At 57.1% G+C, this 20537-nt stretch carries 12 protein-coding genes and 3 tRNA genes; 9 read left to right on the top strand and 6 right to left on the bottom strand.

Annotated elements, in window-relative coordinates; all coding sequences use genetic code 11:
- Positions 1-9: 9 nt before the first annotated feature.
- The 4 genes from recC to recD all read left to right on the top strand — a co-directional run bounded on the left by recC (position 10) and on the right by recD (position 11762).
- On the top strand, positions 10-3384 hold the full coding sequence (recC, locus tag ACEPLT_RS18295; RefSeq protein WP_063922207.1) for an exodeoxyribonuclease V subunit gamma: 3375 nt from the start codon (positions 10-12) through the stop codon (positions 3382-3384).
- Between the two features lie 139 nt (positions 3385-3523).
- On the top strand, positions 3524-6406 hold the full coding sequence (ptrA, locus tag ACEPLT_RS18290) for a pitrilysin (RefSeq protein ID WP_063616919.1): 2883 nt from the start codon (positions 3524-3526) through the stop codon (positions 6404-6406).
- On the top strand, positions 6403-9945 hold the full coding sequence (gene recB, locus ACEPLT_RS18285) for an exodeoxyribonuclease V subunit beta (protein ID WP_232927414.1): 3543 nt from the start codon (positions 6403-6405) through the stop codon (positions 9943-9945). Before ptrA ends, recB begins: the two co-directional genes overlap by 4 nt.
- Complete coding sequence (gene recD, locus ACEPLT_RS18280; protein ID WP_008499656.1) at positions 9942-11762, top strand: exodeoxyribonuclease V subunit alpha; 1821 nt, start codon at positions 9942-9944, stop codon at positions 11760-11762. Before recB ends, recD begins: the two co-directional genes overlap by 4 nt.
- A gap of 34 nt (positions 11763-11796) precedes the next feature.
- Here recD and argA read toward each other — a convergent pair whose 3' ends face one another.
- Positions 11797-13128, bottom strand: coding sequence for an amino-acid N-acetyltransferase (gene argA, locus ACEPLT_RS18275; RefSeq protein ID WP_008499655.1), 1332 nt, complete (start codon positions 13126-13128; stop codon positions 11797-11799).
- Between the two features lie 227 nt (positions 13129-13355).
- On the opposite strand from argA, the gene amiC reads away from it, so the two are divergent.
- The gene (gene amiC, locus ACEPLT_RS18270) at positions 13356-14609 is read left to right on the top strand and encodes an N-acetylmuramoyl-L-alanine amidase AmiC (protein ID WP_021242006.1); all 1254 of its coding nucleotides are present in this window, start codon (positions 13356-13358) and stop codon (positions 14607-14609) included.
- An 87-nt stretch (positions 14610-14696) separates the two neighbouring features.
- On the opposite strand, the gene ACEPLT_RS18265 is transcribed toward amiC, so the two are convergent.
- The 3 genes from ACEPLT_RS18265 to ACEPLT_RS18255 form a co-directional block, all read right to left on the bottom strand.
- Positions 14697-14773, bottom strand: a tRNA-Met gene (locus ACEPLT_RS18265).
- Positions 14774-14817: 44 nt separating this feature from the next.
- Positions 14818-14894, bottom strand: a tRNA-Met gene (locus ACEPLT_RS18260).
- A 44-nt stretch (positions 14895-14938) separates the two neighbouring features.
- Positions 14939-15015, bottom strand: a tRNA-Met gene (locus tag ACEPLT_RS18255).
- 208 nt (positions 15016-15223) lie between these two features.
- Here ACEPLT_RS18255 and mltA point away from each other — a divergent pair.
- The gene (mltA, locus tag ACEPLT_RS18250) at positions 15224-16321 is read left to right on the top strand and encodes a murein transglycosylase A (protein WP_021241890.1); all 1098 of its coding nucleotides are present in this window, start codon (positions 15224-15226) and stop codon (positions 16319-16321) included.
- Between the two features lie 75 nt (positions 16322-16396).
- Positions 16397-17203 carry a tRNA cyclic N6-threonylcarbamoyladenosine(37) synthase TcdA gene (gene tcdA, locus ACEPLT_RS18245; RefSeq protein WP_008499651.1) on the top strand — a complete coding sequence of 269 codons (807 nt, stop codon included), beginning with the start codon at positions 16397-16399 and terminating at the stop codon, positions 17201-17203.
- Here tcdA and csdE read toward each other — a convergent pair.
- Together csdE and csdA are read right to left on the bottom strand one after the other, a co-directional pair.
- Positions 17194-17640, bottom strand: coding sequence for a cysteine desulfurase sulfur acceptor subunit CsdE (csdE, locus tag ACEPLT_RS18240; RefSeq protein WP_045908462.1), 447 nt, complete (start codon positions 17638-17640; stop codon positions 17194-17196). The two genes, tcdA and csdE, sit on opposite strands and share 10 nt — an antisense overlap.
- Entirely contained in the window at positions 17640-18845 is a 1206-nt protein-coding gene (gene csdA, locus ACEPLT_RS18235) for a cysteine desulfurase CsdA (protein WP_232927412.1), read from the bottom strand. Before csdA ends, csdE begins: the two co-directional genes overlap by 1 nt.
- A gap of 192 nt (positions 18846-19037) precedes the next feature.
- Between csdA and ACEPLT_RS18230 the strand changes: the two genes are divergently transcribed.
- The gene (locus ACEPLT_RS18230; protein ID WP_008499648.1) at positions 19038-19265 is read left to right on the top strand and encodes a YgdI/YgdR family lipoprotein; all 228 of its coding nucleotides are present in this window, start codon (positions 19038-19040) and stop codon (positions 19263-19265) included.
- 349 nt (positions 19266-19614) lie between these two features.
- Positions 19615-20532 carry a glycine cleavage system transcriptional regulator GcvA gene (gene gcvA, locus ACEPLT_RS18225; protein ID WP_008499647.1) on the top strand — a complete coding sequence of 306 codons (918 nt, stop codon included), beginning with the start codon at positions 19615-19617 and terminating at the stop codon, positions 20530-20532.
- Positions 20533-20537: the final 5 nt, after the last annotated feature.

The raw sequence follows: 20537 nt of genomic DNA, 5'->3' as shown, positions 1-20537 counted from the left end.
GGAGCGTCTATGTTAAGGGTCTACCACTCAAATCGTCTGGATGTGCTGGAAGCACTGATGGAGTTTATCGTTGAGCGCGAGCGGCTTGACGATCCTTTTGAGCCTGAAATGGTGCTGGTGCAGAGCACCGGTATGGCGCAGTGGCTGCAAATGTCGCTTTCCCGCAAGTTTGGTATTGCCGCGAATATTGATTTCCCGCTGCCTGCGAGCTTCATCTGGGAGATGTTTGTCCGCGTGTTGCCGGATATCCCGGAGCAGAGCGCCTTCAACAAGCAGGCCATGAGCTGGAAGCTGATGGCGCTGCTGCCGGAAATGCTGCAGCACGATGAATTTGCCATGCTGCGCCACTACCTCAATGACGATACCGACAAGCGCAAGCTGTTCCAGCTGGCATCGCGCACTGCCGATCTCTACGACCAATACCTTGTTTACCGCTCTGACTGGTTAATTCGTTGGGAAGCGGGCGAGTTGGTTGAAGGCCTGCCGGAGGCGCAAATATGGCAGGCCCCGCTGTGGAAAGCGCTGGTGGAGCATACTGAGAGACTGGGCCAGCCTAAGTGGCACCGTGCCAATCTCTACGATCGGTTTATTTCGATACTTGAAAATGGGTCGGAACGCCCGGCCCGACTGCCGTCACGCGTTTTTATCTGCGGGATATCCGCATTACCCCCTGTCTATCTGAAGGCGCTGAATGCGCTGGGTAAACATATTGATATTCATATTTTGTTTACCAACCCTTGCCGACAGTATTGGGGGGATATTCTCGACGAACGCTGGCTTGCACGGCTGGTAACCCGCCAACGAAAACGCCTTTTTGAAGAACGATCCATCCCGCTGTTTAAAGACGGTTCGACTGCCGGGCAGCTTTTCGATGAAGACGGTATCCAGAACCTGCCCAATCCGCTGCTTGCCTCGTGGGGGAAGCTGGGGCGTGACTACATTCACATGCTTTCAGACATCACTTCCTCAGGTGAAGGTGATGTGGATGCCTTTGTTGAGATCGCCCCGGACTGCCTGCTGCATAATATTCAGTTAGATATTCTGGATCTGGAAAACCGCGCCGTCATGGGCGTGACGGCGAACGAGTTCGAACGCAGCGACAATAAGCGAAAACTCGATCCTGACGATCGCAGCGTCACGATCCACGTTTGCCACAGCCCGCAGCGTGAGGTCGAAGTGCTTCACGACCAGCTGCTGGCGATGCTGCAGGAGGATCCCGATCTGACGCCACGCGATATCGTGGTGATGGTGGCGGATATCGACACCTACAGTCCCTTTATTCAGGCCGTCTTTGGCAGCGCGACGGGGGAACGGTACCTGCCTTATGCGATTTCTGACCGTCGTGCCCGCCAGTCGCATCCGGTATTGCAGGCGTTTATCACTCTGCTTTCACTGCCGGATAGCCGGTTTATCTCCGAAGATGTCCTGGCGTTGCTGGATGTTCCCGTGCTGGCCGCACGCTTCAACATTAATGAAGAGGGTCTGCGCTACCTTCGTCAGTGGGTGAACGAGTCTGGCGTGCGCTGGGGGATCGATGACGATAACGTTCAGGAGTTCGAGCTTCCCGCAACCGGACAGCACACCTGGCGATTTGGCCTGACGCGTATGCTGTTGGGCTACGCCATGGAAAGCAGCCAGGGCGAGTGGAATGAGGTGCTGCCTTACGATGAGTCCAGCGGGTTAATTGCTGAACTGGTGGGGCATTTAGCATCGCTATTAATGCAGCTTAATCGCTGGCGATATGCGCTGTTGCAGCCGCGTCCACTTGAAGAATGGCTCCCGGTCTGCAGGGCGTTACTCAATGATTTCTTCCTGCCGGACAATGACACCGAAGCGGCGATGGCGCTCATTGAAACCCAGTGGCAGGCCATCATCGACGAAGGCGTGAATTCCCACTACCACGAGGCCATCCCGCTGTCGCTGTTGCGTGATGAGCTGACGCAGCGGCTTGACCAGGAGCGAATCAGCCAGCGTTTCCTGGCGGGGCCTGTCAATATCTGCACCCTGATGCCCATGCGTTCTATCCCGTTCAGGGTGGTCTGCCTGCTTGGCATGAACGACGGTGTGTATCCGCGCGCGCTGCCGCCGCTGGGGTTCGACTTAATGAGCGCAAACCCAAAACGGGGCGATCGTAGCCGCCGCGATGATGACCGCTACCTCTTCCTTGAAGCGCTCATTTCTGCTCAGAGCAAGCTCTATATCAGCTATATCGGCCGTTCTATTCAGGACAACAGCGAGCGTTTCCCCTCCGTACTGGTGCAGGAGCTGGTGGACTATATCGGCCAGAGCCACTACCTGCCGGGAGATGAAGAGCGCAACTGTGATGAAAGCGAGCAGAGGGTGAAAGCCCATATCACCTGTTTCCACAGCCGCATGCCGTTTGACCCGGTGAACTATATTGCCGGCGAGCGCCAGAGCTACGCCCTTGAGTGGTTGCCGGCGGCGAAAAAGGAAGGGAATGCGCATACCGATTTCATTCAGGAACTTGCCCCGCGCCCTATCGACACCCTGACCTTCGAGCAGCTTCAGCGGTTTTGGGCGCATCCGGTGCGCGCCTTCTTCCAGCAGCGACTGCAGGTCAACTTCCGCTCTGAAGAGAGTGAAATTCCTGATGCAGAACCGTTTACGCTGGAAGGTCTGGAGCGCTACCAGTTAAACCTGCAGCTGCTGAATGCGCTGGTTGAAGAGGAAGATGCGGACAAACTTTACCGTCGCTACCGTGCTGCGGGTCAGTTGCCCTACGGAGCGTTCGGGGAGATCGTCTGGGAGGCGCAGTGCCAGGAGATGACCGCTCTGGCAGAGCGCGTAAGAGCGTGCCGACAGCCGGGGAAAAGTATTGAAATTGATCTCAACTGCAACGGGGTACAGCTCACGGGCTGGTTAACCCAGGTACAGCCGGATGGGCTGCTGCGCTGGCGGCCCTCAATGCTAAGCGTTTCGCAAGGATTGCAACTCTGGCTGGAACATCTTGTCTACAGTGCGGGTGGGCATAAAGGCGAAAGCCGAATTTTCGTGCGCAAAGAGGGCGAATGGCGCTTCCCGCCGATGGAAGCCGAGCAGGCGTTAGGTTATCTGTCTTTGTACATTGAAGGCTACCGTCAGGGAATGAACAAACCGCTCCTGTTACTACCGGAAAGTGGCGGCGCCTGGATAAAAGCCTGTTATGACGCGCAGAATGATGCGATGTTAACGGATGAGGCTTCGCTCCAGAAAGCGCGCAGTAAGTTTATGCAGGCCTATGAAGGAAACATGATGGTGCGGGGTGAAGGTGAGGATGTCTGGTATCAGCGTTTGTGGCGAGCGCTCGAGCCAGAATACTTTGAGGCGATCACGGAAGAGGCGCAGCGCTACCTGTTGCCGTTGTTTAGATTTAATCAGTCCTGAGTGCTGTATAAAAATTGCGCAGATAAAGGTGTTCATTTATGATGCACTTCTTATCACGGACTGATGTACCCAAAGAAAGAGATGTTGGCGTGTCCAGCACGCAGTTTGTTAATGATGTAGCCGTGATAAAGAGGTCGTAATGCCAGGCAGCACCTTGTTTAAAGCGTTTGTTTTGTTTATTGCCCTTTGGGCGCCCGTCACTCACGCAGACTCCGGTTGGCAACCCGTTCAGGAAACTATCCGTAAGAGCGAAAAAGATACCCGTCAATATCAGGCTATTCGCCTTGATAACGGGATGACCGTGCTGCTGGTTTCCGACCCGCAGGCGGTGAAATCCCTGTCGGCATTAGTGGTGCCGGTTGGGTCGCTGGAAGATCCTGACGCTCATCCAGGGCTTGCACACTATCTGGAACATATGACGCTGATGGGGTCAAAAAAATACCCGCAGCCAGATAGCCTGTCCGAATTTCTGAAGATGCATGGCGGCAGCCACAATGCCAGTACGGCACCGTACCGCACGGCCTTTTATCTCGAAGTCGAAAATGATGCGCTGGAAGGGGCGGTCGATCGCCTCGCTGATTCCATCGCCGCGCCGTTGCTGGATAAAAAATACGCCGAGCGTGAACGCAATGCGGTGAATGCCGAGCTGACCATGGCCCGCACGCGAGACGGTATGCGCATGGCGCAGGTCAGCGCCGAAACCATCAACCCTGCGCACCCGGGTTCGCGCTTCTCCGGCGGTAACCTGGAAACCTTGAGCGACAAACCGAACAGCCCGGTGCTGGATGCCCTGCACGCGTTTCGCGATAAATACTACTCCGCCAACCTGATGAAAGCGGTCATCTACAGCAATAAACCGTTGCCGGAGCTGGCAGCCATGGCGGCCAAAACCTTTGGCCGGGTGCCGAATAAAAATATCGACCTGCCGCAAATAACCGTTCCGGTGGTCACGGACGCGCAAAAAGGCATCGTGATCCACTACGTTCCTGCCATGCCGCGCAAAGTGCTGCGCGTGGAATTCCGCATTGATAACAACACGGCACAGTTTCGCAGTAAAACCGATGAGCTGGTCACCTATCTGATTGGTAACCGTAGCCCGGGTACGCTGTCTGACTGGCTGCAAAAGCAGGGGCTGGCGGAAGGCATTCGCGCCGACTCCGATCCGGTTGTGAACGGCAATAGCGGCGTGCTGGCGATCTCCGCGACCCTGACTGACAAAGGACAGGCCAACCGTGATGAAGTCGTAGCGGCTATCTTTAGCTACCTCTCCTTACTGCGTGAGAAAGGCGTCGATAAGCGCTATTTTGATGAACTCGCGCACGTGCTGGATCTCGATTTCCGCTACCCGTCCATCACCCGCGACATGGATTATGTGGAGTGGCTTGCTGACACCATGATCCGCGTGCCGGTGGAACATACCCTCGACGCGGTGAATATTGCCGACCGGTACGATGCCGGGGCGGTAAAAGCCCGCCTGGCGATGATGACGCCGGAGAATGCCCGCATCTGGTACATCAGCCCGAACGAACCGCATAACAAGACGGCGTACTTTGTCGATGCCCCTTATCAGGTGGATAAAATCAGCGCCCAGACCTTCGCCGACTGGCAGAAGAAGGCCGGTGAGATTGCGTTGAAGCTGCCGGAGCTGAACCCCTACATTCCGGATGACTTCTCGCTGATCAAAACGACGAAAGATTACCCGCATCCGGAACTCATCATTGATGAGCCAACGCTGCGCGTCGTGTACACCCCAAGCCGCTATTTCGCCAGCGAGCCAAAGGCCGATGTCAGCGTGGTGCTGCGTAACCCGAAAGCCATGAACAGCGCCAAAAATCAGGTGATGTTCGCGCTCAATGACTATCTCGCCGGTATCGCGCTCGATCAGCTCAGCAACCAGGCCGCCGTGGGCGGGATCAGCTTCTCCACCAACGCCAATAACGGTTTGATGCTTAATGCAAACGGCTATACCCAGCGCTTGCCTCAGCTGTTCCAGGCCCTGCTGGAGGGCTACTTCAGCTACACGCCGACGGAAGAGCAGCTTGAGCAGGCTAAATCCTGGTATGCCCAGATGATGGATTCAGCCGAGAAGGGCAAGGCTTACGATCTGGCGCTTATGCCAGCGCAAATGCTGTCTCAGGTTCCTTATTTCCAGCGTGAGGATCGCCGCGCGCTGCTGCCTTCCATCTCCTTAAAAGACGTGCTCGCGTACCGCGACGCGCTGAAAACCAACACGCGTCCGGAGTTCCTGATCGTTGGCAACATGAGTGAGGAGCAGGCCAAAACCCTGGCGCAGAATGTTCGCACTCAGCTCGGCTCTAAAGGCGACGAGTGGTGCCGCAACCAGGACGTGCTGGTTGAGAAAAAACAGAATGTGATTTTTGAAAAGGCGGGCAACAGCACGGATTCCGCGCTGGCCGCGGTCTTTGTGCCAACGGGCTACGATGAATTCGCCAGTTCAGCGCAGAGCGCCGTGCTGGGACAGATTATTCAGCCGTGGTTCTATAACCAGTTACGCACAGAGGAGCAGCTTGGCTACGCGGTGTTTGCCTTCTCCATGAACGTCGGTCGTCAGTGGGGGCTGGGTTTCCTGCTGCAAAGCAGCGATAAACAACCGGCGTATCTCTGGCAGCGTTACCAGGCCTTCTTCCCGCAGGTGGAAGCAAAACTGCGTGCCATGAAGCCGGAAGAGTTTGCCCAGATCCAGCAGGCCGTCATCGCGCAGGTGATGCAGCCGCCGCAGACGCTGGGTGAAGAAGCCTCGCAGCTGAGCAAAGATTTCGATCGCGGTAATCTGAAATTTGATTCGCGTGATAAAGTAGTGGCCGAGATAAAACAGCTGACGCCGCAGAAGGTTGCCGACTTCTTCCATCAGGCGGTCATTAAGCCGCAGGGAATCACCATCCTGTCCCAGGTTTCCGGTAGCCAGAACGGGAAAACGGAATACGTGAACCCGAAAGGCTGGAAAGTCTGGAAGAGCGTCAGCGCGCTGCAGCAATCTATGCCCTGGAGTAAGAAAGAATGACCGATACCGCTGAGTCCCTTGATCCCTTACGTTTACCTCTGCAGGGTGAACGATTGATTGAAGCCTCAGCGGGAACGGGAAAAACCTTCACCATTGCCGCCCTCTATCTGCGCCTGCTGTTAGGGCTTGGCGGCAACGCCGCTTTTCCACGCCCTTTGAGCGTGGAAGAGCTGCTGGTGGTCACCTTCACCGAGGCCGCTACCGCGGAGCTGCGGGGCCGTATTCGTACCAATATCCACGAGCTGCGCATCGCCTGTCTACGTCAGAGCACGGATAACCCCCTCTACGCCAGCCTTCTGGAAGAGATTGCCGATAAGAAGCAGGCAGCCCAGTGGCTGCTGCTCGCTGAACGGCAGATGGACGAAGCGTCCGTCTTTACCATTCACGGTTTTTGCCAGCGCATGCTGAGCCTGAACGCGTTCGAGTCCGGTATGCTGTTCGAACAGCAGCTTATTGAAGATGAATCCGTGCTTCGCTATCAGGCCTGCGCGGATTTCTGGCGTCGCCACTGCTACCCCTTACAGCGCGATATTGCCGAAGCGGTACACGCGCTCTGGAAAGGCCCGGAGGCGCTGCTGCGCGCGATCGATCGTTATCTGCAGGGGGAAGCGCCGGTCATCAAATCCCCGCCGCCGGCAGATGAAACCCTGGCCACGCGGCATGAAAAAATCATCGCGAAAATTGCGGACATCAAGCAAAAGTGGATGGAGTCAGTCGGCGAGATTGACGCCATCATCGAAAATTCCGGCATCGATCGTCGCAAGTTCAACCGTGGCAATCAGGGAAAATGGATCGACAAGGTCAGCGCCTGGGCGCAGGAAGAGACGCGGGGCTACCAGCTCCCGGACGCGCTGGAGAAATTCTCCCAACGTTTCCTGGCTGAGCGGACAAAAGCCGACGGCATTGTACCTGAGCATCCCCTGTTTGTGGCGATTGAAACCCTGCTGGCGGAGCCCCTTACGCTCAACGATCTGATGATCGCTCGCGCCATGACCGAAATTCGTGAGGCCGTGGCACGCGAAAAGCGCCGCCGTGGCGAGCTGGGGTTCGACGATATGCTGAGCCGCCTGGATGCGGCGCTGTGCAGTGAAAATGGCGAAGCGCTTGCCGCCGCGATTCGCACCCGCTTCCCGGTGGCGATGATAGACGAATTCCAGGACACCGACCCTCAGCAGTACCGCATTTTCCGCCGTATCTGGCGCCAGCAGCCCGACACCGCGCTGCTGTTAATCGGCGATCCGAAACAGGCCATTTACGCCTTCCGCGGTGCGGATATTTTCACCTATATGAAGGCCCGCAGCGAGGTTGCCGCGCACTACACGCTCGATACCAACTGGCGCTCCTCCCCCGGCATGGTGGAAAGCGTCAACGCGCTGTTTAGCCGCATGGATACGGCGTTTATGTTCCATGAGATCCCGTTTCAGCCGGTAAAATTTGCCCCGAAAAATGCCTCGTTGCGCTTCGAGTTTAACGGCGTGACGCAGCCTGCCATGAACTTCTGGCTGCTGGATGGGGAAGGCTGCGGCGTTGCCGACTATCAAAATGCCATGGCCCAGCACTGTGCTGCGCAAATCCGTGACTGGCTCAGTGCGGGAGCGCGAGGCGAGGCGCTGCTGTGGAAGGGGGATAACCCCACCCCGGTAAAGGCATCGGATATTACGGTGCTGGTGCGCAGCCGTCAGGAGGCCGCATTCATCCGCGACGCCCTGACGTTACTGAATATCCCCTCCGTCTACCTTTCGAACCGCGACAGCGTCTTTGAAACGCTGGAGGCGCAGGAGATGTTATGGCTGCTGCAGGCCGTGCTGGCCCCGGAGCGGGAAAGCACGCTGCGCAGCGCATTAGCCAGCGCGATGCTCGGACTGAACGCGCGCGATATTGATACCCTCAACAATGACGAAGCCGCGTGGGATGCGGTGGTGGAAGAGTTTGTCCACTACCGGGAAAGATGGCAGAAGCGCGGGGTGATGGCGATGGTGCGCGAGCTCATGGCTCAGCGCCACATTGCCGAGAATATGCTGGCTACCGCAGGTGGCGAGCGGCGTTTGACCGATATTTTACACATCAGCGAACTCTTGCAGGAGGCGGGTACGCAGCTGGAGAGCGAGCATGCCCTGGTGCGCTGGCTGGCGCAGCAGATTGCCGATCCGAACAGCAATTCCTCCAGCCAGCAGATGCGCCTCGAGAGTGATAAACATCTGGTGCAGATCGTCACCATCCACAAGTCGAAAGGCCTGGAATATCCGCTGGTCTGGCTGCCGTTTATCGCCAATTACCGCGTGCAGGATCAGGCTTTTTACCACGATCGCGAGTCGTTCGAGGCGGTGCTCGATCTCAGCAACGCGGAGTCCAGCGTTGAGCTGGCAGAGGCCGAACGTCTGGCGGAGGATTTGCGCCTGCTCTACGTGGCGCTGACCCGCTCGGTATGGCACTGCAGCCTGGGCGTTGCGCCGCTGTTCCGTCGCCGTGGCGAAAAGAGCGGAGAGAGCGATTTTCATCTGAGCGCGCTGGGGCGGCTTATTCAGCAGGGTGAACCCAAAGACGCGGCGGGCCTGCGACAGTGCATCGAATCGCTTTGTACTGAGCATGTTGCCCTTCATATTCCATCGCTGCCCGACAACAGCCGCTGGCACATGCCGGAGCCGCACGAGTCAGATCTCCATGCCCGTCGGGTGATACGCACGATTGCCGACGACTGGCGCGTTACCAGCTACTCTGGCTTACAGCAGCACGGGCAGAGTATTGCCCAGGATCTGATGCCAAAACTGGACGTGGATGCCGCAGGCGCCGGTAGCGTACCCGCTGAGCCGGTGCTGACGCCGCACCAGTTCCCGCGCGGCGCCTCGCCGGGCACGTTTTTACACAGCCTGTTTGAAGAGCTGGATTTTACCCAGCCGGTTTCCGAAGAGTGGGTGCTGAAGATGCTACAGAGCGGTGGTTACGACGCGCAATGGCAGCCGGTTCTTACTGAATGGATCCGCGCGGTTCTGCACGCCCCGCTCACCGCACAGGGGATCTCGCTTAGCCAGTTGACTACCAAAGATAAGCAGGTGGAGATGGAGTTTTACCTCCCCATCGCCTGCCCGCTCAGGGCCGAGGCGCTTGATGCGCTGATCCGCGAGTACGATCCGCTGTCCGCCGGATGCCCGCCGCTGAACTTCCGCCAGGTGCAGGGAATGCTAAAAGGCTTTATCGACCTTGTTTTCCGCCACGACGGGCGCTACTACCTGCTGGATTACAAATCGAACTGGCTGGGCGAAGACAGCACAGCCTATACCCAACAGGCGATGGCGTCGGCTATGCAACTGCATCGCTATGATCTGCAGTACCAGCTTTATACCCTGGCGCTGCACCGTTACCTGCGCCATCGTATTGCCGATTACCGTTACGACGCGCATTTTGGTGGCGTGATTTACCTGTTCCTGCGCGGCGTGGATGCCAACGACCCGCATTCCGGCGTCTTTAGCACGCGTCCGGCTGTGGAACTGATTGAAAAAATGGATAACCTGTTTGCCGCAGGCACGGAGGAGATGGCATGACGATGCAGGCGCTACTGCTGGACGCGGTTGAACAACGATTACTGCGCCACCTGGACGTGCAGTTTGCCATGATGGTGGCAGGCGAGGAGCCTGCCGTCATGCTTGCCGCCGCCATTCTGAGCAAAGATGCGGGGGAGGGGCACGTATGTCTGCCGCTGTCGCGTCTGGCGGTGGATGAGAAAATGCCTCCGGCTTTACAGGCGTGTTTCGCGCTGCTGGGTGACGCCGTGGACTGGCAGGCGATACTACGCGGTTCGCCTGCCGTGAGCGGGGCCGATACCGGGACGCCAATGATTCTGGTCGGCGAGCGTTTGTATCTTAACCGGCTGTGGCGTAACGAACTGACGGTGGCGCGCTTCTTCAGCGAGACCAACGCCCCGCTTCCCTGTGATGAAACGCAGCTCCGGCAAACGCTGGATGCGCTGTTTTCCTCTGACGAGGCGACAGACTGGCAGAAAGTGGCGGCAGCCGTGGCCTTAACGCGTCGGATCTCGGTGATTTCAGGCGGACCGGGCACCGGGAAAACGACCACCGTGGCAAAACTGCTTGCCGCGCTAATTCAGCTCTCGGGTGAGCAAAAGTGCCGTATTCGCCTGGCGGCCCCCACCGGTAAAGCCGCGGCGCGTCTGACGGAATCGTTAGGCGGCGCGCTGCAAAAGCTGCCGCTTACCGGGGAGCAGCTTGCGCTTTTCCCCAACGAAGCCAGCACGCTGCACCGTTTGCTTGGCGCTCAGCCCGGCAGCCAGCGTTTGCGCTACCATGCCGGTAATCCCCTGCACCTGGATGTGCTGGTGGTGGATGAGGCGTCGATGATTGACCTGACGATGATGTCGCGTTTGATTGATGCGCTACCGCCGCACGCGCGCGTTATTTTCCTGGGCGATCGCGACCAGCTTGCCTCCGTGGAGGCGGGGGCTGTGCTGGGCGATATCTGCACCTATGCCAGCCTGGGATATACCGCAGAACGCGCTCAGGAATTAGCCCGTCTCACCGGATGCTCGCTCACCTCTGAAAACCATTCGCTTGCAGGAGCGCTGCGCGACAGCCTGTGTCTGCTGCAGAAAAGCTACCGCTTCGGCAGCGATTCCGGTATCGGCCAGCTTGCGGCGGCCGTGAACCGGGGCGACCGGCGAACAACCACTGCGGTGTTTGACGGCACCTTTACGGATATTGAGAAAAAATCGCTGCAGACCGGGGAAGAGTATCAGGCGATGCTGGATGATGCCCTGCAGGGGTATCAGCACTTTCTGACGGGCGTACAACAGCAGCGTTCGCCGGAGCAGGTCATTGCCGCGTTTGGTGAATATCAGCTGCTCTGTGCGCTGAGGGAAGGTCCCTTTGGTGTCCGGGGCCTGAACGACAGGCTGGAACAGCTGCTGGTGCAAAAGCGTAAAATAAACCGCACCCCGCACTCGCGCTGGTATGAAGGGCGGCCGGTGATGATTTCACGCAACGACAGCGCGCTGGGGTTGTTTAACGGGGATATCGGGATTGCGCTCGACTGCGGCCAGGGGCTGCGCGTCTGGTTTCAGATGCCGGACGGGAGCGTGAAGTCTTTCCAGCCCAGCCGTTTGCCCGAGCATGAAACCGCCTGGGCGATGACGGTGCATAAATCCCAGGGCTCCGAGTTTAACCACGCGGCGCTGATCCTGCCCACGCAGCTTTCCCCCGTCATTACCCGCGAGCTGATCTATACCGCCATTACGCGCGCGCGTCAGCGCCTGTCGCTGTATACCGATGAACGCGTGCTGGTGCAGGCGATTGCCACCCGAACGGAACGCCGAAGCGGGCTGGGCGCGATATTTGAGTCACTCTGAACGAACGCCCTCGCCGGACGGTGAGGGCGTCGTATCATCCCAGGTCCGCCATCAGCACTTTTGAACGGCGCTGATAGTTGTACATCTCTTTCTTCGTTTCCGGCAGAGAATCAATATCCACCGGCGTGAACCCGCGCTCCTGGAACCAGTGAATGCTCCGCGTCGTCAGGACGAACAGCTTGCTCAGCCCCATCTGGCGCGCCTGTGCCGCCACGCGCTCAAGCAGCATTTCACCGCGTGAAGAGCTGCGGTAATCAGGATGCACCGCCACGCAGGCCATTTCACCGATCTTCTCTTCCGGGAACGGATAGAGCGCGGCGCAGGCGATGGTCAGGTTATCGCGCTGAATAATGGTGAATTTGTCGATTTCCATCTCCAGCTGCTCGCGCGAACGACGCACCAGAATACCCTGCTGTTCCAGCGGGCGGATCAGCTCCAGAATACCGCCGATGTCGTTAATGGTGGCGCGGCGGATCTGCTCCGCGCTCTCCATGACAATCTGCGTACCAATACCGTCGCGGGAGAACAGCTCCTGCAGCAGGGCGCCGTCTTCCTGATAGCTGATCAGGTGGCTACGGCGCACGCCGCTGCGGCAGGCCTTCACGGCGCCACGCAGGAAGCGGACCGTGCCGGAGTGATAATCGCCTTCGGCTTCCAGCGCCTCCACGCGGGCCTGGGCTTCATTCGGGAAGAGTTCCGGCACGATCGTTCCTTCATCATTCACGACGCCCTGGGAGGAGCAGAACCCAATCATTTTTTCCGCCTTCAGCTTGATCGCCAGCTGCGTGGCGATCTCTTCTGAGGTGAGGTTAAAGCTTTCGCCGGTCACCGAAACGGCGACCGGGCCCATCAGGACGATGGCGCCGCTGTCCAGCTGGCGGTGAATGGCTTCTTCATCAATACGACGAATGCGGCCGCTGTGGCAGTAATCCACGCCATCGTCCACGCCGAGCGGCTGGGCAATGATGAAGTTGCCGCTCACGACGTTGATATGCGCGCCCTGCAGCGGCGTGTTGTTCAGGCTCATGGACAGGCGAGCGGTGATATCCAGCTGCAGCAGACCTGCCGCCTGCTTCACCAGCTCAAGGGTTTTGGCATCCGTGACGCGGGTATGCTTGTGGTAAATCGGCTCGTGGTGGTGAGCGGCCAGGTTAGCGTCGATCTGCGGGCGCGCGCCATAGACCACCACCAGGCGGATCCCCAGGCTGTGCAGCAGGCCAATGTCATTGACGATGCTGGAAAAATTTTCATGCTCAATGGCTTCGCCGCCAAGCATGATGACAAACGTTTTTCCCCGATGGGCGTTGATATAGGGAACAGAATGGCGGAATCCCTGGACCAGTTCGGTTCTACGTTCCTTCACCATGGCACAACCCTTAATGAATGTTTATTCGTAATTTCTGTATTTTTATTCGATTGTGGCCGCGTGTGCAAGCGCAAATTTTCCGCGACCCACAGAAAATGATAAGTAATCCGTGCGTTAGCGTATGATTGTTTACCCTTTTATAGATGACAGTTTATGCGTCATTCGTTAAAGTTTTCGGTCAATCTGGACATTTTGTATATCAGTCAGTGTTCTTGCTCGGGAGAAGCATGTCGGGATCCAATTCAGCAATAAGCCGCCGCCGTTTGTTAAAAGGGGCCGGGGCAATGTGGTTGCTTAGCGTCAGTCAGGTCGGTCTTGCCGCCACCAGTCAGGTCGTGGCGGTGCGCGTCTGGCCATCGTCGACCTATACGCGCGTGACGGTCGAATCCAATCGCGTGCTGAAATATAAGCAATTTGCCCTCAGCAACCCGGAACGTGTGGTGGTGGATCTCGAAGGCGTTAACCTCAACTCCGTGCTGAAAGGGATGGCGGCGCAGATCCGCGGCGACGATCCGTTTATTAAATCGGCGCGCGTCGGGCAGTTCGATCCGCAAACCGTACGCATGGTGTTTGAACTGAAGCAGAACGTGAAGCCGCAGCTGTTTGCCCTGGCGCCTGTCGCGACGTTCAAAGAGCGCCTGGTGATGGATCTCTACCCGGCCAATGCGACGGATATTCAGGATCCGCTTCTTGCCCTGCTGGAAGATTACAACAAAGGCGATCTGCAGCGTCAGGTTCCGCCGGCGCAAAGCGGTCCGCAGCCGGGGAAAGCAGGGCGCGATCGTCCGATTGTGATCATGCTCGATCCAGGCCACGGCGGCGAAGACTCCGGTGCGGTGGGGAAATACCGCACGCGTGAAAAAGACGTGGTTCTGCAAATTGCCCGTCGTCTGAAGGCGCTGATTGATAAAGAAGGCAACATGCGCGCCTATATGACGCGTAATGAAGACGTCTTTATTCCGCTGAAGGTCAGGGTGGCGAAAGCGCAGAAGCAGCGCGCAGATTTGTTCGTCTCGATCCATGCGGATGCGTTTACCAGCCGTCAGCCAAGCGGCTCGTCGGTGTTTGCGCTCTCAACCAAAGGCGCAACCAGTACCGCCGCGCGATACCTGGCGGACACCCAGAACGCCTCGGACCTGATCGGTGGCGTGAGCAAAAGCGGCGATCGCTACGTTGACCACACCATGTTCGATATGGTGCAGTCGCTGACCATTAACGACAGCCTGAAGTTTGGTAAAGCGGTGCTGGGCAAGCTGGGCAACATCAATAAGCTGCACAAGAACAGCGTTGAACAGGCCGGATTTGCGGTACTCAAGGCGCCGGATATCCCGTCCATCCTGGTTGAAACCGCGTTTATCAGTAACGTGGAAGAGGAGCGTAAGCTCAAGACGGCAAAATTCCAGCAGGAAGTGGCGGAGTCGATTCTGGCAGGGATTCGTGCGTATTTCTCTGACGGGGCGACGCTGGCGCGGCGCGGGTAGATCTTTTGGCCGGGTAAACGCCCGGCAAATTCACAAACGACAGATACAAAAAAACACCCTTAAGGGTGTTTATTGTTTTAGAAGTGTTGGTTGCGGGGGCCGGATTTGAACCGACGACCTTCGGGTTATGAGCCCGACGAGCTACCAGGCTGCTCCACCCCGCGTCCGTCTTTCTACTCTCGCAGAAACTTACTTCTTCAAATTTGATTGGTTGCGGGGGCCGGATTTGAACCGACGACCTTCGGGTTATGAGCCCGACGAGCTACCAGGCTGCTCCACCCCGCGTCCGTCTTTCTACAGTCGTAGAAGATACTTCATCAAATTTTAATTGGTTGCGGGGGCCGGATTTGAACCGACGACCTTCGGGTTATGAGCCCGACGAGCTACCAGGCTGCTCCACCCCGCGTCCGTGGATGCGCACTATACTCGGATAGACTTGTGATGCAACCCCTTTTTCACATTTATCATGATTTTGTATGCAAATTGAACGACATGGCGCGGTTTGGACTATTTTTTGCGCAAAATTTGCCAAAGGGCATGCGATCGCATTTCATTAGCCCTGGCGGTTTGTTATCTTCATCACGCGGAAATGGGCAACTTAAAGACGAGACAGAATGAAAGGACGTTGGGCGAAGTATCTGATGGCGGGCGCAATGGTAGCGATTCTTGCGGCCTGTTCTTCCAAACCGACCGATCGCGGTCAACAGTATAAAGACGGGAAGTTATCCCAGCCTTTCTCTTTAGTTAATCAGCCTGATGCGGTCGGCGCACCGATCAATGCCGGAGATTTCTCCGAGCAGGTTTACCAGATCCGCAACGCGTCACCGCGTTTATATAGCGCACAGAATAACGTTTATAGCGCGGTACAGGACTGGCTGCGGGCGGGCGGCGATACGCGCAACATGCGCCAGTTTGGTATCGACGCCTGGCAGATGGAAGGGGCCGATAACTACGGCAACGTCCAGTTCACCGGCTATTACACCCCGGTTATTCAGGCACGACACACGCGTCAGGGCGAGTTCCAGTACCCTATCTACCGTATGCCGCCAAAACGCGGCCGTCTGCCGTCGCGCGCTGAGATCTACGCCGGTGCGCTGAGCGAAAACTACGTTCTTGCTTACAGCAACTCCCTGATGGACAACTTCATCATGGACGTTCAGGGCAGCGGCTATATTGATTTTGGCGACGGCTCGCCGCTTAACTTCTTCAGCTATTCCGGTAAAAACGGCCACGCCTATCGCAGTATTGGCAAGGTGCTGATCGACCGCGGCGAAGTGAAGAAAGAAGACATGTCGATGCAGGCGATCCGCGAGTGGGGCGAAAAGCACAGCGAAGCCGAGGTGCGTGAGCTGCTGGAGCAGAACCCGTCGTTCGTCTTCTTTAAACCGCAAAACTTCGCGCCGGTGAAAGGGGCGAGTGCGGTACCGCTGATTGGCCGCGCGTCGGTGGCATCGGATCGTTCGATTATTCCTGCGGGCACCACGCTGCTGGCAGAGGTCCCGCTGCTGGACAACAACGGCAAGTTCAACGGCCAGTATGAGCTGCGTCTGATGGTGGCGCTGGACGTTGGCGGCGCGATCAAAGGGCAGCACTTCGATATCTATCAGGGCATTGGCCCGGATGCAGGCCACCGCGCAGGCTGGTATAACCACTACGGACGCGTGTGGGTGCTTAAGGCGGCACCGGGTGCCGGAAACGTATTCAGCGGCTGATTGTGGTATTCTGAGCGCAATACGGATTACTGTTCAGGGTGAGGAGAACCTCACCCTTTTTACATCTGAGGTGTTATGTCTGTGGTAATCAGCGATGCCTGGCGCCAGCGTTTTGGCGGCACGGCACGTCTCTATGGTGAAAAAGCCCTGCAGCTGTTTGCGGATGCGCACGTCTGCGTCGTGGGCATTGGTGGTGTGGGGTCGTGGGCCGCAGAAGCGCTGGCGAGAACCGGTATTGGCGCAATCACGCTGATTGATATGGATGACGTGTGCGTCACCAACACCAACCGTCAAATCCACGCCCTGCGTGATAGCGTCGGCCTGGCAAAATCGGAGGTCATGGCGGAACGTATCCGCCTGATCAACCCGGAATGTCGGGTCACGGTGATTGATGATTTTGTGACGGCTGATAACGTCGCCGAATACATGAGCAAAGGCTACAGCTATGTGATTGACGCCATCGACAGCGTGCGTCCAAAAGCGGCGCTGATCGCCTACTGTCGTCGTTACAAGGTTCCCCTGGTGACGACCGGCGGCGCGGGCGGGCAAATCGACCCTACGCAGATCCAGGTGGCCGATCTGGCGAAAACCATTCAGGATCCTCTTGCCGCCAAGCTGCGTGAACGCCTGAAGAGCGACTTCAACGTGGTGAAGAACAGCAAGGGCAAGCTGGGCGTAGACTGCGTGTTCTCGACCGAAGCGCTGGTCTACCCGCAGGCGGATGGCTCCGTGTGTGCGATGAAAAGCACGGCGGAAGGGCCAAAGAGAATGGATTGCGCCTCAGGCTTTGGCGCGGCCACCATGGTGACCGCTTCCTTTGGCTTTGTGGCGGTGTCTCACGCCCTGAAGAAGATGATGGCGAAGGCGGAACGTCAGGCCTGAGCCTGACGTGCGGCGTCCAGTACCGCGTCGCTGAGCGCGATCAACCCCTGACCGCGCGAGGCGCTGAGCTGCGCGCGCAGCCCCAGCTCATCAAATAACGCCAGCGGCGAATGTGCCAGCAGTTCCGCCGCGCTTTTCCCTTCCACAGCGGTCAACAATACGGCCAGCAGACCCCGGACGATGCGGCCTTCGCTGTCGCCGAAGAAGTGCAGCTTCTCGCCGGAAACGCTTACGCCCAGCCAGACGCGGTTTTCACAGCCAGCGATCTCTTTCGCCTGCGCCTTGAGATCGTCAGAGAGGGTCGGTAATTGCTTACCAAGAAGAATCAGCTGGCGATATTTATCTTCCCACTGTGAAAGCGGGGCAAAGGTCTGTTTTAACGTCTCTTCAGTGATGACGGTGCCAAACGGATGTCCGGCTAAAGCAGCGTGAGTCATTAATCCACCAGTATTTCAAGCGCGCGGTCAACGGCGGCAACCAGCGCGTCAACATCGCTTTGTGTGTTATAGGGCGCGAACGAGGCGCGCAGCGTGCCGCTCACGCCGAGCGCCGCCAGCAGCGGCTGCGCGCAGTGCTGCCCGGCGCGCAGGGCGATGCCATACCCCGCCAGCAGCGTCACCATGTCGCTGTGATGCACGCCCGTAAAATCAAAGGCGAGCAGGCTTGAATCCTGAACGCGGAACGAGCGGAAACCCGGGCGCTTTTTCAGTTCTTCCTCTGCCAGCGTCGCCAGCCCCCGGCTCCAGCTTTCAGCCTGAACACTGTCTGTTTCTGCCAGCCACTCCAGCGCCGCGCTTAGGCCAATCACGCCGGCCACGTTCGGCGTACCGGCTTCAAGGCGATAGGGGACATCCTGCGTTTTGAAGCCCTCGAACGACACTTCAGCGATCATCTTGCCGCCACCGAGCCACGGGGTCATTTTTGCCAGAAGTTCCGGCTTGCCGTACAACACCCCAATACCGGTTGGCCCGTAGAGCTTATGTCCTGAGAAGGCATAGAAGTCGATATCCAGCGCCTGCACGTCGGCGGGGAAATGCACCACGCCCTGGGCGCCGTCAACCATCACCACCATACCGTTGGCATGCGCGATGCGAATCGCCTGAGCCAGGTCCGGGCAACCACCGGTGACGTTAGACATCTGTCCGAGCGCCAGAATGCGGCTGCGAGGGGTAATCAACTCGGGGAGACGGGCCACATCGGGCAGAAGGTCTGCGCCCAGCGGAAGCTTCACCACGCGTGCACCCGTTTGTTCGGCCACCATCAGCCACGGCACCAGGTTGGCGTGATGTTCCGCCTCGCTGACGATAATCTCATCGCCCGGCTGAAGCAGCGGGCGCGCGTAGCATTGGGCCACCATATTGATGGCCTCGGTGGTGCCGCGCGTCCAGACGATATTTTTCCCGCTTTCGGCATTGATCAGGTGCGCCACGCGATCGCGTGCGGCTTCGTAGCGCGCGGTTAATCGCTGCGCCTCGGCAAACTGGCTGCGATGCACGTTCCCGGCGCTCAGGCTGTAAAACTGCTGCGTGGCGTCAATGACCGCCTGTGGCTTAAGGGCGGTGGCGGCACTGTCCAGATAAATACCGGCATCGGCCAGCGCCGGAAACTGTGCGCGGAACTGCGCAGGACTGAAAGCGTTCATGGGATTCCTCATTTCAATATCACGATCGTCGCGCAATTTCCGCGGCAGGGCAAGGAGGTTGATATCTATCAGAATTGTCTGCTTATCCTCATGACCCCAAAAAAGCAGGTTATGCTAAATAGTGTTAGGCGGATGTTTTAGCCTGTTATAAATCGAGGTTTGAATAGCATTAATTGCTAAAGGAGAATAATCATGAATAAGACAGCTGCAATCATCTCTGCCTGTGCGTTTACTTTTGCCCTGAGCGCCTGTTCCGGTAACAACTACGTGATGCACACCAACGATGGTCGTTCCATCGTTTCGGAAGGGAAACCGACAACCGATAACGATACCGGGATGATTTCGTACAAAGATGCTAACGGGAACAAGCAGCAGATCAACCGCACGGACGTGAAAGAGATGAAAGAGATCGAGCATTAACCGATCGCAGGCGAAAAAAAAGCACCGCAAGTTGGCGGTGCTACATTAATCACTATGGACAGACAGGGTAAATGTACAGGAAGTGAAAAATTGGTAGCGTTGCTACCGTGGTCTGAATCGCAGACCAATTGCAAACACAACAACACAACATCACAACCGTAAGCCAAAAGCCCTTCAGAACACGCATTCCGAAAAAAGCTCTTCGTTCCGGCTCAGGAAGTGCCGCCACTATAGGTATTTGCTGGTAGTTCCTCAACGGACAAATTATAATGGCTCAGATAAAAAAAACTAATAGGTTAAACGTTGTTTCCTATTTGTTAAATTCCTTTAACATCTAAGCCATATAACCATGTCAAAGCGATTGCCCCCCCTCAACGCATTACGTGTTTTTGATGCAGCAGCACGTCACCTGAGCTTCACCCGCGCAGCCGATGAGCTTTTTGTGACACAAGCCGCAGTAAGTCACCAAATCAAGTCTCTGGAGGATTTTCTGGGCCTTAAGCTGTTTCGTCGACGCAACCGCTCGTTGCTGTTGACCGAAGAGGGGCAGAGCTATTTTCAGGATATTAAAGAGATTTTTTCGCAGCTTACTGAAGCCACGCGTAAGCTACAGGCCCGCAGTGCAAAAGGTGCTCTGACTGTTAGTTTATTGCCCAGTTTTGCCATTCAGTGGCTGGTGCCAAGACTCTCAAGCTTTAACTCAGCTTATCCGGGGATAGACGTTCGAATCCAGGCCGTGGATCGTCAGGAAGACAAGTTGGCCGATGACGTGGATGTCGCGATTTTTTATGGGCGCGGTAACTGGCCGGGCTTGCGTGTTGAGAAATTATACGCAGAATATCTCCTGCCGGTCTGTTCCCCTCTGCTATTAACGGGCGACAAAGCGCTGAAGTCTCCCGCTGACCTGGCGCAGCATACGCTTTTGCATGATGCCTCTCGACGCGACTGGCAAACTTATACCCGTCAATTAGGTCTTACACATATAAACGTGCAGCAGGGACCCATCTTTAGCCACAGTGCGATGGTGTTACAGGCTGCCATTCACGGGCAAGGCGTGGCGTTGGCGAACAACGTCATGGCGCAGTCCGAAATAGAGGCAGGTCGCCTGGTCTGCCCTTTTAATGATGTACTGGTCAGCAAGAATGCGTTTTATCTGGTTTGTCATGACAGTCAGGCAGAACTGGGTAAAATAGCCGCCTTCCGGCAGTGGATACTGGCGAAGGCGGCAAGCGAGCAAGAAAAATTCCGCTTCAGGTATGAACAATAACGTTT

This window comes from Enterobacter sp. fkY84-1 (assembly GCF_052974705.1).
The sequence above is the reverse complement of the archived record's forward strand: the minus strand, read 5'-3'. Positions and strand labels throughout refer to the sequence as shown.

What these genes read in the sequence shown, in the direction of transcription:
- recC (WP_063922207.1), top strand. Translation starts at nt 10, where the DNA reads ATGTTAAGGGTCTACCACTCAAATCGTCTGGATGTGCTGGAAGCACTG.
- ptrA (WP_063616919.1), top strand. Translation starts at nt 3,524, where the DNA reads ATGCCAGGCAGCACCTTGTTTAAAGCGTTTGTTTTGTTTATTGCCCTT.
- recB (WP_232927414.1), top strand. Translation starts at nt 6,403, where the DNA reads ATGACCGATACCGCTGAGTCCCTTGATCCCTTACGTTTACCTCTGCAG.
- recD (WP_008499656.1), top strand. Translation starts at nt 9,942, where the DNA reads ATGACGATGCAGGCGCTACTGCTGGACGCGGTTGAACAACGATTACTG.
- argA (WP_008499655.1), bottom strand. Translation starts at nt 13,128, where the DNA reads ATGGTGAAGGAACGTAGAACCGAACTGGTCCAGGGATTCCGCCATTCT.
- amiC (WP_021242006.1), top strand. Translation starts at nt 13,356, where the DNA reads ATGTCGGGATCCAATTCAGCAATAAGCCGCCGCCGTTTGTTAAAAGGG.
- mltA (WP_021241890.1), top strand. Translation starts at nt 15,224, where the DNA reads ATGAAAGGACGTTGGGCGAAGTATCTGATGGCGGGCGCAATGGTAGCG.
- tcdA (WP_008499651.1), top strand. Translation starts at nt 16,397, where the DNA reads ATGTCTGTGGTAATCAGCGATGCCTGGCGCCAGCGTTTTGGCGGCACG.
- csdE (WP_045908462.1), bottom strand. Translation starts at nt 17,640, where the DNA reads ATGACTCACGCTGCTTTAGCCGGACATCCGTTTGGCACCGTCATCACT.
- csdA (WP_232927412.1), bottom strand. Translation starts at nt 18,845, where the DNA reads ATGAACGCTTTCAGTCCTGCGCAGTTCCGCGCACAGTTTCCGGCGCTG.
- ACEPLT_RS18230 (WP_008499648.1), top strand. Translation starts at nt 19,038, where the DNA reads ATGAATAAGACAGCTGCAATCATCTCTGCCTGTGCGTTTACTTTTGCC.
- gcvA (WP_008499647.1), top strand. Translation starts at nt 19,615, where the DNA reads ATGTCAAAGCGATTGCCCCCCCTCAACGCATTACGTGTTTTTGATGCA.